This window comes from Pseudomonas sp. K2I15, assembly GCF_002204795.1.
Classification (GTDB): domain Bacteria; phylum Pseudomonadota; class Gammaproteobacteria; order Pseudomonadales; family Pseudomonadaceae; genus Aquipseudomonas.
Window position 1 is genome coordinate 1 of the sequence record NZ_NIXO01000064.1, and the last position, 12,091, is coordinate 12,091.

Consider the following 12,091-nt stretch of genomic DNA (forward strand, 5'->3'; position numbering starts at 1 on the left):
GGGGGCAGCGTGAGATGGATAAAAGAGACAGCTTTCAGTTGATGCATTCGGTGGCTGACACACCGCATTCGCGAGCAAGCCCGCTCCCACATTTGGACCGTGCCCGCTTCTGATTTTGCTGTTGCTGTTGCTTCACCACACTCAAGCCGGCCGGTAGGCCGCTGTGTTCTTGATCTGCTGTTGATCTTGATCTTAGGCGCCCCGTTAAACCACGCTGGCCGAACGCAGGTATTACGGAGCGGGTAAACCGGCAGGACGCCGGTTTAGCCGCGACGGGGCAGAGACGCCCCGTCGCGGCGGCCCGCGCAGTACTACCGGAGTGCGGGCACACCGAGCCTAGGCGAGGTGCCGAGTGGTGGGGCAAGAGCCCTTTTGGTTACTTTTGGGGCTCTTTTCCAAAAGTGACCCGCTGTAAGAGCGGAACCAATAGCGGCCGTTACCGCAGCAACGGATATGCCCCCAGCGCTCAGCAACCCACCACATTGGCGTATCCTTACCCACCAAACTCAAGGCTCGATCAAAACAATGCTGGTGATATCCAACAACGTGCACCTCCCCGACGCCGAGATCGAGCTAACGGCCATCCGCGCCCAAGGCGCCGGCGGTCAAAACGTCAACAAAGTCTCCAGCGCCGTGCACCTGCGTTTCGACATCCCGGCCTCGTCCCTGCCTGACTTCTACAAGGAACGCCTGCTGGCCCTGCGCGACAGCCGCATCACCAGCGAAGGCGTGCTGATCCTCAAGGCCCAGCAATACCGAACCCAGGAACAAAACCGCGCCGACGCCCTCGAGCGCCTGGTCGAACTGATCCTCAGCGCCACCAAGGTCGAAAAGAAACGCCGCCCCACCAAACCCACCCTGGGCTCAAAAAAGCGCCGCCTCGAATCCAAGACCAAACGCGGCAGCATCAAGGCCGGCCGCGGCAAGGTCGACTTCTAGCCCGCTTCCCGAGCTTCACGATATTTCGGCGCCTGCCGGTACAAATACAGACTCAACAGCAACCCGCCAAACGCCGCGATCGCCGCAAACAAGAAGATCGAGGCAAACCCGAACCCCGCCGCAATCGCCCCGGCCAACGGCCCGGTGATCCCCAGCGACAAATCGATAAACAGCGAATATGCCCCCACCGCCGCGCCCCGGCTCGAAGCCGGCACCAGGTTGACCGCCTCCACGCCCAGCGCCGGAAACACCAGGGAAAACCCAAACCCGCTCAACGCCGCACCCGCCAACGCCAAATGAGGATCCGGCGCCATCCATAGCAGCAGCAGGCCCAGGGTCTCCACCGACAAGCAGGCAATCGCCACGCGAAACCCGCCAATGCGGTTGATCAAATTCCCGAACAACAACCGCGCCCCGATAAAGCTGGCCCCGAACAGGCTCAGGCATAGCACCGCGTTATCCCAATGCTGGGTCGCGTAATACAGGGTGATGAAGGTCGCGATGGTGCCAAACCCAATCGAGCCCAGCGCCAGCCCGCAGCCGTGAGGCAGCACGCGCCCCAGCACATGCATGAACGGCAGACGCTCGCCCACCACGATCGGTGCAGCGACTTTCGGCCAGGCCAGCACCAGGCCCAGCACTGCCAGCAGGATGATGCTGACGCCCATGCTCCACAGCCCGAAATGACTGACCAGCAACACCCCCAGCGGCGCGCCGATGGCCAGGGCGCCGTAGCTGGCGATGCCGTTCCAGGAGATGACCTTGGCGGTATTCGCCGCGCCCACGCGGCCGATGCCCCAGCCGATGGAGCCCGAGCCCACCAGGCTTTCAGCGCTGCCGAGCACCAGGCGGCCGATCAGCAGGCTGGTCAGGCTCAACGCCGGCATATGGGAAAGCCACGCCGAGAGCAACATGAACACGCCGCTCAACCCGCAACCGGCGAGGCCATACATGACGGCACGTTTGCTGCCACGGTTGTCGATGATGCGCCCGGCATAGGGCCGGCTCAGCAGCGTTGCCAGGTACTGCACGCTGATCACCAGGCCCGCGATCACGGCGCCAAAGCCCAGGTCGCTGTGCACATAGCCCGGCAACACGGCCAGGGGAATGCCGATATTCAGGTAGCCGATGAAGGTGAATAGAACGATGGAAACAACTTGCAGCGTGACCGCCATGGGGCGCTGGGTATCTGGCATGGGGAGAGGTCCACTGTCGCAGCAGGAAAAGATAGGCTGCTTATGATACCCATGCTGGGCGCGCGCGGGCGCAGGAAACCAAACTTTTAGCGATCGGCGGGGTTCAGCAGTTGCGTGGTCACCAGCGCAGCGAGGGCGTTTTCCTGGGTGCCGAAGCGCTTGAGCAACAGTGCCTGTTTTTCCGGGGTGAGGCGGTTCCATACATCGACCATCTGCATGGCAGTGTCGAGCAGGGCGGTATCGGGGGTGGTGTCGGTCATGGCGGGGCTCACGGTGTTCAGGCGGTGTGGAAAGCGCCCAATGTCACGCTTTCCACACGGTCTGGGTACGGCTCTCAGTCTTCGCGTTTGCGGTCGACCGGTTTTGCCTCTTTGGGCTCGGGCTTGCTGGCGCCGGCCTGTTGCGGGGTTGGCTGCTCAGTTTCGCGCAGGCTTGGGAAGGGGAGATTAGGGATTTCGTGCATCGTCGTCGCTCCTCGCAAGATCTGTTTTATCAATCGCAGGTGATTCCGCGCTTTCAAAAAGCTTGTGCAGGATACAGCACTGTAAATGACAGAAAGATTTTATCTCGGAAAATGAACCCGTCTTCATCCCGCAGCGCAAGTGACGTGGCGCCACAGGTGTATTCATTGTCATCGTACAACATCACGTTTATCGGATTGACATCGTCGCGAGGACTGAATATAACGCTAACAGTTGTATGACGACATATGACGTTACAGTTTTATAGCGCCCGTAATACGCAAGCGCTCGGTCGCAGAACGTACGCCTCAAATCTAAAAATAATTAAGGTGAAGCGATGAAAATCAAAGGCATCCGTTGGTGGATGGTCGGGCTGATGACGGTCGGCCTGATTATTAACTACCTGGCCCGCAACACGCTCTCAGTCGCAGCCCCCACGCTGATGACCGACCTGAGCATCTCCACTGAGCAGTACTCCCACATCGTTGTTGCCTGGCAGGTGTGCTACGCCCTGATGCAACCGATCGCCGGTTATGTGATCGATGCGATCGGCACCAAGATGGGTTTTGCGATCTTCGCCATCTCCTGGTCGGTAGTGTGCGCGCTGGCCGCTTTCGCCACCGGTTGGCAGAGCCTGGCCGTGGCCCGTGGCGCGCTGGGGCTGACGGAATCGGCGGGTTTTCCCGGCGGCGTCAAGGCAATCACCGAGTGGTTCCCGGCCAAGGAGCGCTCCGTCGCCATCGGCTGGTTCAACTTTGGTTCGTCGTTTGGTGCATTGCTGGCACCGCCACTGGTGGTCTGGGCGATTCTGCACAGCGGCTGGCAGCTGGCGTTCCTGATCGTCGGTGGCATCGGCCTGGTGTGGTGCGGGCTTTGGTTGCTGCTGTACAAGCACCCGCGTGACCAGCGCCTGCTGGCTCAGGCCGAGCGCGAATACATCGAAGCCGGTCAGGAAACTCACCTCAAGGAAGGCGTGCAGAAGAAAGCCAGCTGGAAGCGCATCCTCAAGAGCCGCAACTTCTTCGCCATCGCCTCGGCGCGCATGCTCTCGGAGCCGGCCTGGCAGACCTTCAACGCCTGGATTCCGCTGTACCTGATGACCGAGCGGCACATGAACATCAAGGAAATGGCGCTGTTCGCCTGGCTGCCGTTTCTCGCCGCCGACATTGGCTGCGTGCTGGGCGGCTACCTGAGCCCGCTGTTTCATCGCTACTTCAAGGTTTCGCTGTTCACCTCGCGCAAGCTGGTGATGCTGTTCGGTTGCCTGTGCATGATCGGCCCGGCGTGTATCGGCCTGGTAGACAGCGCCTACACCGCGATCGCCCTGCTATGCGTCGGCGGTTTCGCGCACCAGACCTTGTCGGGCGCGCTGTTTTCCATCGCCTCTGACTCATTCGGCAAGAACGACGTGGCCACCGCGACCGGTGGCGGGCAGATGTGCGGGTTTATCGGGGCTGCGGCATTTACCGCCGTGTTCGGTGTGCTGGTGACCAAGGTCGGCTACAGCCCGCTGTTTGTGGTGTTGGCGATTTTCGACATCATCGCCGCTATCGTGATCCTGACGGTGGCCCGGGAGATTGTTAAAGACCCGGAACCGGCCGCCCAAAGCGGTCACGGCGGCACGTTGCTGCCGGTTTAACCCTCGCGTTCCATCGCCGCCTTGTAGAGCGAGTTCTTCGGCTGGGCAAACACCCGCGCCAGCATCGGTTCGAAGAAGCTCAGCGGCAGGGTGTCGTAGGCCGGATCGAAGGCTGCGGCGTCGTACTTCGCGCAGAACTCGATGGTTTGCCGGTACTGCGGGTGGTCGCCAAATTGCTCGCGCAGGTGGCGGTCCATCCCCAGGTGATGGAAGAAGTAGTAGCCCTGGAAGATCCCGTGCTTCTCCACCATCCACAGGTTCTCGGGGCTCACAAATGGCTTGAGGATCGCGGCGGCGATGTCCGGGTGGTTGTAGGAGCCCAGGGTGTCGCCGATGTCGTGGAGCAGGGCGCACACCACGTACTCTTCATCACGCCCGTCGTGCCAGGCGCGGCTGGCGGTTTGCAGCGAGTGGGTCAGGCGGTCCACCGGGAAGCCACCGAAGTCGCCCTCCAGCAGTCGCAAATGCGCGAGGATTCGGGTCGGCAATTGCCGGGCGTACGCGCTGAAATCCCTGGCGATGATCGCCCAGTCTTCCTGGGTGCCATCCTGCATATGGGTGAAACGGGCCTGTTGGTTCATCAAAGGCTCTCTTATTGTTTTTGAGGTGCGGGGCTAGAACGGCACCTTGCCCAGAATCATGTCGCGGTACATCACAAAATCCCCCAGCAGGCTGTAAAGCGGATGCTGGAAGGTCGCGGGGCGATTCTTTTCAAAGAAGAAGTGGCCGACCCAGGCAAAGCTGTAGCCCGCCACCGGCACCGCCAATAGCAGCCACCAGGCGCCTTTGCCGATCGCGAACGCGAGAAAGAAGATAACCAGGCTGGTGCCAATAAAGTGCAGGCGACGGCAGGTGCTGTTGCCGTGTTCGCTCAGGTAGTACGGGTAGAAATCAGCGAAGCTGTTGAATTGTCTGACATTTTCCACAGTGGTCGGCCCTCTGATTATTGTTCTGCCCGACAGATGTTCGGCGGGGAGCTTATTTGAGTCTAGAGTCATCAGTGGTAACAGCCAGTGACAATAGATGCCACTTTAGTATCCTTCGGATTCCTGGCTGTCGTTTCAGCCTTCCTTGTTAAGAAAACGCCATGAGCGAACGAACGACTTCTGCAAGCTGGGCGATGGGGATAGTCAAGGCGCTGGAAATGGACGGCCTGGATTGCCGCGCCTTGTTCAAGCAGCTTGGCCTGGATTACGCCGCGCTGAATGACCCCGATGCACGTTTCCCCCAGGACTCCATGACCCGGCTCTGGCAGCGCGCGGTAGAGCTGTCGGGCAACCCGGCGATCGGCTTGAACATGGGCAAGGTGGTGCGCCCGGCGTCGTTTCACGTGGCGGGCTACGCGTTGATGTCCAGCAACACCCTGGCCGAAGGCTTTATGCGGCTGGTGCGTTATCAGCGGATCATTGCTGAAAGCGCCGACCTGAGTTTCCGACTGTTACCCGAAGGCTATGCGCTGATTCTTACCGTGCACGGCGACCACCTGCCGCCCACCCGGCAAAGCGCCGAAGCGTCCCTGGCCAGCGCCTTGGCGTTATGTGGCTGGCTGACCGGGCGCACCCTGCAGCCGCGCAAGGTGCTGGTGCAGGGCGATCAACCGGCGGATCTTGCACCCTATAAACAAGCCTTCCATGCACCGCTGGTGTTCAACGCGCCGTATGACGCGCTGATCTTCGAGCGGGCAGATATGGAAGCGCCGTTGCCCACGGCGAACGAGGCGATGGCGTTGTTGCATGATCGTTTTGCCGGGGAGTACCTGGCGCGGTTTTCCGAGAGCCGGGTAACCCACAAGGCGCGGCAGGTGTTGTGCCGGTTGCTGCCTCAGGGCGAACCTAAGCGCGAGGTGGTTGCGCAGACGTTGCACCTGTCCCAGCGTACCTTGCAGCGTCGTTTGCAGGAGGAGGGCACCAGTTTCCAGACGTTATTGGACGACACCCGCCGCGAACTGGCCGAGCAATACCTGGCGCAGCCGAGCATGACCCTGCTGGAAATTGCCTACCTGTTGGGGTTCGCCGACCCGAGCAACTTCTTCCGTGCGTTCCGCCGCTGGTTCGATGCCACGCCCGGCGAGTACCGGGCGCGTTTGCTGGAAGCGCCTCTCAGTGACGCCAAAACGCCGGAATACACAGCACAAACACCGTAATGATCTCCAGGCGACCCAGCAGCATGCCGAGGGACAAGATCCACTTGGCGGCGTCTGGCAGGGTGGAGAAGTTGCCGGCCGGGCCGATGGTTTCTCCCAGGCCCGGGCCCACGCCCGACACGGTGCTGGCGGCGCCGGTCAGCGCGGTCATCCAGTCCAGGCCCAGCAACGACAGGGCCAGGGCGATGGCGCAGATGGTGATGGCGAAGAAAAACGAAAACGTCAGGATCGAACGCACGATTTCTTCATCGAGGCGATGGCCGTTGTACTTCTGCTTGATCACCGCACGCGGGTGAATCAGTTGATTCAAGTTGGCCTTGAGCAGGATGTAGGCCACCTGGAAGCGGAAGATCTTGATCCCGCCGGCGGTGGAGCCGGAGCAACCGCCCACAAAGCCCAGATAGAAAAACAGCATCAGCGAGAAATTGCCCCAGATGCTGTAGTCCCCCAGCGCAAAGCCGGTGGTGGTCACCACTGAAGTGACGTTCACCGCCACGTGGCGCAGGGCGTCGAGCCAATGCAGATTGGTGGTCCACCAATACCAGGTGCCGAGCACCAGCCAGGTCACGACCAGCAAGCCAATCATGCCTTGCACCTGCTGATCCTTGATCAGCGCCCGGCGGTTGCCGCGCATCGTGGCCACATACAGGGTGAACGGCAGGCTGCCGAGAATCATCACCACCACCGCCACCCAGTGCACCGCCGGCTGTTTCCAGTGGGCCAGGGATTCATCGGAGGTGGAGAACCCGCCGGTGGAAATCGCCGACATCGCATGGTTGATTGCATCGAACAAGCCCATGCCGGCCCACCAAAACGCCAGGCTGCCGAGGATGGTGATGCCGACATACGCCGCCACGATCAGGCGCGCCACCATGTGCGAGCGGGGCATGACCTTTTCCGAACGGTCGGAAGATTCGGTCTGGAACAGGCGCATGCCACCGATACGCAGCAGCGGCAGGATCGCGACCGCCATGCCGATAAAGCCGATACCGCCGAGCCAGTGCAGCAAGGAGCGCCAGATAAGGATGCCCGGGGACATGGTGTCCAGCCCGCTGAGCACCGTTGAGCCGGTGGCGGTGATGCCGGACATGCTTTCGAAGAACGAGTCGGTGTAGCTGATGTGCTGGGTCAGCAGGAACGGCAGTGCGGCGAAGATGCACACCACCACCCAGCTGGAGACGGTCAGCAGGTACATGTCGCGCGGGCGCAGGTGCACGTGTTCCGGACGGCCGGGGATGACCAGCGCCAGGCCTGCGATGAAGGTGATCATGCTGGCCCAGAGGAACGATGGCAGGTCGCTGGTGCGTTCGAAAAACACCAGGGTCGCCATGGGGATGACCATGGCGATCGCCAGGGTGATCAGGAAGATGCCGATAATGAAACCGATTATCCGTAAGGTCGGCAACGCCATGAGGTCCGCTCGGTGTGACAGGGAAAGGCGCCATTCTACCTGCGGCGCAGGGCAAGTAAACCGGGGCACATCTGACAGGGTATGAACCTGGTGGTGAGTGGCATTGTTGTGGTGAGCGGGCTTGCCCCGCGCTGGGCTGCGTAGCGGCCCCAAAAAAAACGCCGAGTTCTTTCAGGAAGAACTCGGCGTTTGCTATTTGGGCTGCTGCGCAGCCCAGCGCGGGGCAAGCCCGCTCGCCACAGTGATCAGAACTCGTGATCAGCGTTATCCGGGTTCAAATCGCTGATGCCCAGCTTGCCAGCCGCCTGTTCGATCGAACCGGTCTGCTTCACCAAGGCTGCGATTGCATCACGTACGATCTGGTTGCCTTTATCGTTACCGGCAGCAATCAGTTGGTCGTAATGCTCACCGTTGTTGGCGTGATCCACCATTACCTGAATCTTCGCTTCGGTCGACGCCAGGTCAGCCTTGAGCGTTGCATCGGCAGTCGGGTCAGCCTTGGCCACCAGGGACGACAGGCTTGGGCCGGTCATTTTGGTACCGTCGGTGCGGGTGTACTCGCCCAGGTAAACGTTACGAATACCCTTGGCGTCGTAGAAGTGCGAGTTGTGGGTGTTGTCGCTGAAGCAATCCTGTTCGTCTTCCGGCGAGTTGGCTTCCAGGGAAACCTTCATGCGTTCACCGGCCAACTCACCGAGTGACAAGCTGCCCATGCCGAACAGCATTTTGCGCAGGCCATCAGTTGGCGCCTCGGCTTCCAGCGTGGCGCGGTAGTTGTCTTCGACTTTTGGCTTCCAGTTGCCGACCATCTCTTCCAGGTCGCTGACCAACAGCTGAGTGACGGCGCGCAGGTAGGTGCGGCGACGCTCGTTGTGGCCGCCAGTGGCGCCGTCACCGGTCATGTAGTCCGAGGCTGGGCGGTTGCCGGCGCCCGGGCCGGTGCCGTTCAGGTCCTGGCCCCAGAGCAGGAATTCAATCGCGTGGTAGCCGGTGGCAACGTTGGCTTCGGAACCACCCAGCTCATTCAGGCTGGCGAGTTTTTCCGGGGTGATGTCTTTCACATCGACCTTGTCTTCGCCGACCTGGATCTCGTTGTTGGCGATGATGTTGGCGGCCGCGCCAGGGTTGCCCAGGGCGTGTTCGTAGGTCTTGTCGACGTAGTCGATCAGGCCTTCGTCCAGGGGCCAGGCGTTAACCTGGCCTTCCCAGTCGTCAATGATGGTGTTACCGAAGCGGAACACTTCGCTCTGCAGGTACGGCACACGTGCGGCGATCCAGGCGGTACGGGCCGCTTTCAGGGTGTCGTCGTTCGGGTTGGCGAGGAAGGTGTCGATCGCGGTTTGCAGGGTTTTCGCGGTGGACTCGGCATCGCTGTACACCGCGAATACCATGTCTGCGTAATGCGCGACCACGGCCTTGGCGGCGGCCTCGTCAACCTGGCCTGCCGGGGCAGCCGCGGGGGCGGTAGTGCTGGCGGCGGCCGGGGCTTGAGGCGCGGCGGCCTTGTCTTTGCCTTCACCGCAACCGGCAAGGGAAATGGCAATGGCGAGAAGGCTGGCGGTGGCCAGGGGCATACGAATCATGGCGAACATCCTGCTTCGGTTGTTGATGGGGCACGCGGGGGGTGCGCAAAACTGCGACATAATGCGAAAGATTTGCATTTTGTGTAAAGGGATATAAGTAGGAAATATTTAGTATCGATTTGCTGGTCACCGATGCGCGCGTCATCGGTGGCCAGCATGGCTTCAGAGAATGGCGGCGTTATTGCGCTGGGACTGTTTCAAGTAAGCCACCAACTCTCGTGCCGGCAGGGGTTTGCTGTAGTGGTAGCCCTGACCTTCGTGGCAGCCCTCGGAGATGATGTAGGCCTCCTGCTCGGCGGTCTCCACGCCTTCGGCGATCACCTGCATGCCGAGGCTTTTGCCGAGCTGGATGATCGCCCGCACGATGGTCGCATCGTCGTCGTCATCCAGCAGGTCCTGGACGAAGCTCCTGTCGATCTTGATCTTGTCCAGCGGCAGGCTTTTCAGATAGCTGAGGGACGAATAGCCGGTGCCGAAGTCATCAATCGCAATCAGTGCCCCGGAGCGGCGCAGGCTCAGCAGATGCTGGGCCGCGGTGCTGATGTCTTCCATCAGGCCGGTCTCGGTGACTTCCAGCTCCAGGCTGCGGGGCGGCAGGCGGTAGATTTGCAGCAGGTTGTTGACCACCCGCGGCAGCTCGGCGTGGTGCAGTTGCACCGTCGACAGGTTGACCGCCATGCGCAGCTCGGTGAAGCCCAGGTCGTGCCATTCGCGCAGTTGCCGGCAGGCCTGGTCCAGCACCCATTCGCCGATGGCAATAATGGTGCCGTTCTGTTCTGCCAAGGGGATAAACAGGTCGGGCGGCACCAGGCCGTGCTCCGGGTGCTGCCAGCGAATCAAGGCTTCCACACCCACCACGCGATGGTCGAGATAGCTGATCTGCGGCTGGTACACCAGGTGGAACTGCTCGCGGCTCAAGGCGTCGCGCAGATCCTTTTCCAGCTCGCGGCGGCGGCGCATTTCGCTGTCGACGCTGGCGATATAGAACTGGTAGCGGTTGCGCGAACGGCTCTTGGCCAGGGTCATGGTCTGTTCGGCTTTTTGCAGCAGCTTCTCGGTGCTGTCGCCGTCTTCCGGGAACAGGGTGATACCGATGGTGGCGCGCAGGCGAATTTGCTCGTGGTCGAGGGCGAACTCCGCTTCCAGGTCATCGAGGATGCTTTGCGCCAGCTCGGCGGCTTCGTAAGGTTGCTCGATATCGGCCTGCACCAGGGCGAACTGGTCGCCACCCAGGCGGGCGAGGGCGCCGAGGCGGCCGCTGTGGGCGCGCAGGCGATCGGCCAGGGCCAGCAGCAGTTGGTCGCCGGCCTGGTAGGTGAACTGTTCGTTGACGCTTTTGAAGTCATCCAGCCCCACGCACAACACCGCGACCCTGCGTTGCCGGCGGCCGGCGTCGATCAGGATCTTGTCCAGTTGCTCCTGCAGCTTCTGGCGGTTCGGCAGGCCGGTGAGAAAGTCGTATTGGGCCATACGCAACAGGCTGTTTTCCGCCTCATGGCGCAAGTGCGTGTTGCGCTCGATGGATTCGAGCAACTGGTTGGCGGTGTTGATCCAGATCCCCAGTTCGTTTTTCTCGTGGCCCTTGAGTTGCGGGATCTTGTGCTCGCTGGGCCGGTCGGGGTTGATCGAGCTCAGGTGTTCGATGATGCGCGACAGCGGCTTGGTCAGCAGCCAGTGATAGACCAGGTACAGCACCAGGCCCATGGCCAGCGCCCGCAGCACCCCGGAGATGAAAATGATCACTGAGCTTACGAGAAACCCTTTGCCGTAGTTGGCCGTGTCGAGGGTGATGCTCAGGTCGCCGTAGTACTCGCTATACGGACCGCGCCCCACCAGCGGCGTGGTGAAGGTGCGTTCCTGGCCCAGAATCAGGTCGGTCAGCCAGCGGGTCGGGGATTGTTGCAGGTCGCGGGTTTTTTCCGCGAGCATGGTCTCGTTGGGATGGCCGATGGAGGCCATGCGCACGGCATCGTCCTGGAACAGGCCTTCGATGACCTGCATGCCCATCTCCCGGTCCAGGCTGTAGACGGCCTGGGTGGAGGGGTCGCGAAACATGTCGAGGATGCGCTGGGCGTCGCCGGCCACGGCCTGGCGCGTCTTATAGGCGTCAAAGACGATCTGCGCCGCGCTCAGTACCACGCCCACTGCCAATGCCGAAAGCAGCACCACCCGTAGCAACTTCACCGACAAGCTGTTTTTGAGTTCCAGCTTCAAAGGGTTATTCCTTGTTCCATGCGGGTAGCCTCAATATGCCATGAGTATTGGCAATCCCGTGATGGCAGTCAAAGGGACATTGCGCCAGGCGGTGGTTTGGGGCGTTAGCGGGCAGGCAGCGGGAAGTGTTGACGGGGAATCTGATCAGGCAGGAGGCGGATTTGCACCCGCCGTCCTGGTTGTTTATCAAAAGGTCAGGGGTGGCTGTTTTTGCGGGTTGCCAGCCTGCTGTGCGAAGTCCAGCGCCTTGCCTGCCACATCCTGCGCCACCTTCATCCCCATATCGGCGGCTTGCATGGCCATGGGCAAGGCGATTGGGGCCAGTGCGGCGGCTGCTCCTGCTGCTGCGATCATCTGTAAAATCTCCGACGTTGAATGAGCGAGGGATTCGTCTCGCTGCATGGGTGGCAATTTCCCGTCGTTGAGTTCCACTCTGCCCGGCGGGTTTTTCTGTTTGTGACCGCCCACAAAAAAGCCCGGCAATCGCCGGGCTCTTTCTACTGCA

Annotated in this window: 12 protein-coding genes; 3 read left to right on the forward strand and 9 right to left on the reverse strand. The window is 61.2% G+C overall.

Annotation, left to right across the window (positions count from 1 at the left end; all coding sequences use genetic code 11):
• The first annotated feature begins 525 nt into the window (after positions 1-525).
• Complete coding sequence (gene arfB / locus CEC48_RS26615) at positions 526-939, forward strand: alternative ribosome rescue aminoacyl-tRNA hydrolase ArfB (protein WP_088426440.1); 414 nt, start codon at positions 526-528, stop codon at positions 937-939.
• Here the strand turns inward: arfB and CEC48_RS26620 are convergent.
• From CEC48_RS26620 to CEC48_RS31975, 3 genes are all read right to left on the reverse strand, one after another.
• Positions 936-2,135 carry an MFS transporter gene (locus CEC48_RS26620; RefSeq protein ID WP_088426441.1) on the reverse strand — a complete coding sequence of 400 codons (1,200 nt, stop codon included), beginning with the start codon at positions 2,133-2,135 and terminating at the stop codon, positions 936-938. The genes arfB and CEC48_RS26620 overlap by 4 nt on opposite strands.
• Before the next feature lie 86 nt (positions 2,136-2,221).
• A complete protein-coding gene (locus tag CEC48_RS31655) occupies positions 2,222-2,395 on the reverse strand; it encodes a hypothetical protein (protein ID WP_176438789.1) in 174 nt (57 codons plus the stop codon).
• Between the two features lie 74 nt (positions 2,396-2,469).
• Positions 2,470-2,598: a hypothetical protein gene (locus tag CEC48_RS31975; protein ID WP_256579784.1), complete on the reverse strand. Its 129-nt coding sequence runs from the start codon at positions 2,596-2,598 to the stop codon at positions 2,470-2,472.
• Between the two features lie 362 nt (positions 2,599-2,960).
• Between CEC48_RS31975 and CEC48_RS26625 the strand changes: the two genes are divergently transcribed.
• Positions 2,961-4,235, forward strand: a complete 1,275-nt coding sequence (locus CEC48_RS26625; protein ID WP_176438790.1) for an MFS transporter — start codon at positions 2,961-2,963, stop codon at positions 4,233-4,235.
• On the opposite strand, the gene CEC48_RS26630 is transcribed toward CEC48_RS26625, so the two are convergent.
• Together CEC48_RS26630 and CEC48_RS26635 are read right to left on the reverse strand one after the other, a co-directional pair.
• The gene (locus CEC48_RS26630; protein WP_088426443.1) at positions 4,232-4,816 is read right to left on the reverse strand and encodes an HD domain-containing protein; all 585 of its coding nucleotides are present in this window, start codon (positions 4,814-4,816) and stop codon (positions 4,232-4,234) included. The genes CEC48_RS26625 and CEC48_RS26630 overlap by 4 nt on opposite strands.
• A 33-nt stretch (positions 4,817-4,849) precedes the next feature.
• The gene (locus CEC48_RS26635) at positions 4,850-5,161 is read right to left on the reverse strand and encodes a DUF962 domain-containing protein (RefSeq protein ID WP_088426444.1); all 312 of its coding nucleotides are present in this window, start codon (positions 5,159-5,161) and stop codon (positions 4,850-4,852) included.
• 161 nt (positions 5,162-5,322) lie between these two features.
• Between CEC48_RS26635 and CEC48_RS26640 the strand changes: the two genes are divergently transcribed.
• Positions 5,323-6,378, forward strand: coding sequence for an AraC family transcriptional regulator (locus CEC48_RS26640; protein WP_088426445.1), 1,056 nt, complete (start codon positions 5,323-5,325; stop codon positions 6,376-6,378).
• Here the strand turns inward: CEC48_RS26640 and CEC48_RS26645 are convergent.
• The 4 genes from CEC48_RS26645 to CEC48_RS26660 form a co-directional block, all read right to left on the reverse strand.
• Complete coding sequence (locus CEC48_RS26645) at positions 6,335-7,789, reverse strand: TrkH family potassium uptake protein (protein ID WP_088426446.1); 1,455 nt, start codon at positions 7,787-7,789, stop codon at positions 6,335-6,337. The genes CEC48_RS26640 and CEC48_RS26645 overlap by 44 nt on opposite strands.
• A 245-nt stretch (positions 7,790-8,034) precedes the next feature.
• Positions 8,035-9,372 carry an imelysin family protein gene (locus tag CEC48_RS26650; RefSeq protein WP_088426447.1) on the reverse strand — a complete coding sequence of 446 codons (1,338 nt, stop codon included), beginning with the start codon at positions 9,370-9,372 and terminating at the stop codon, positions 8,035-8,037.
• A 162-nt stretch (positions 9,373-9,534) separates the two neighbouring features.
• On the reverse strand, positions 9,535-11,586 hold the full coding sequence (locus CEC48_RS26655) for a bifunctional diguanylate cyclase/phosphodiesterase (protein ID WP_088426448.1): 2,052 nt from the start codon (positions 11,584-11,586) through the stop codon (positions 9,535-9,537).
• 186 nt (positions 11,587-11,772) lie between these two features.
• A complete protein-coding gene (locus CEC48_RS26660) occupies positions 11,773-12,069 on the reverse strand; it encodes a hypothetical protein (RefSeq protein ID WP_088426449.1) in 297 nt (98 codons plus the stop codon).
• Positions 12,070-12,091: the final 22 nt, after the last annotated feature.

Excerpts from the sequence above, each read along its gene's own strand:
- arfB (WP_088426440.1), top strand. The coding sequence starts at position 526 with ATGCTGGTGATATCCAACAACGTGCACCTCCCCGACGCCGAGATCGAG.
- CEC48_RS26620 (WP_088426441.1), bottom strand. The coding sequence starts at position 2,135 with ATGCCAGATACCCAGCGCCCCATGGCGGTCACGCTGCAAGTTGTTTCC.
- CEC48_RS31655 (WP_176438789.1), bottom strand. The coding sequence starts at position 2,395 with ATGACCGACACCACCCCCGATACCGCCCTGCTCGACACTGCCATGCAG.
- CEC48_RS31975 (WP_256579784.1), bottom strand. The coding sequence starts at position 2,598 with ATGCACGAAATCCCTAATCTCCCCTTCCCAAGCCTGCGCGAAACTGAG.
- CEC48_RS26625 (WP_176438790.1), top strand. The coding sequence starts at position 2,961 with ATGGTCGGGCTGATGACGGTCGGCCTGATTATTAACTACCTGGCCCGC.
- CEC48_RS26630 (WP_088426443.1), bottom strand. The coding sequence starts at position 4,816 with ATGAACCAACAGGCCCGTTTCACCCATATGCAGGATGGCACCCAGGAA.
- CEC48_RS26640 (WP_088426445.1), top strand. The coding sequence starts at position 5,323 with ATGAGCGAACGAACGACTTCTGCAAGCTGGGCGATGGGGATAGTCAAG.
- CEC48_RS26645 (WP_088426446.1), bottom strand. The coding sequence starts at position 7,789 with ATGGCGTTGCCGACCTTACGGATAATCGGTTTCATTATCGGCATCTTC.
- CEC48_RS26650 (WP_088426447.1), bottom strand. The coding sequence starts at position 9,372 with ATGATTCGTATGCCCCTGGCCACCGCCAGCCTTCTCGCCATTGCCATT.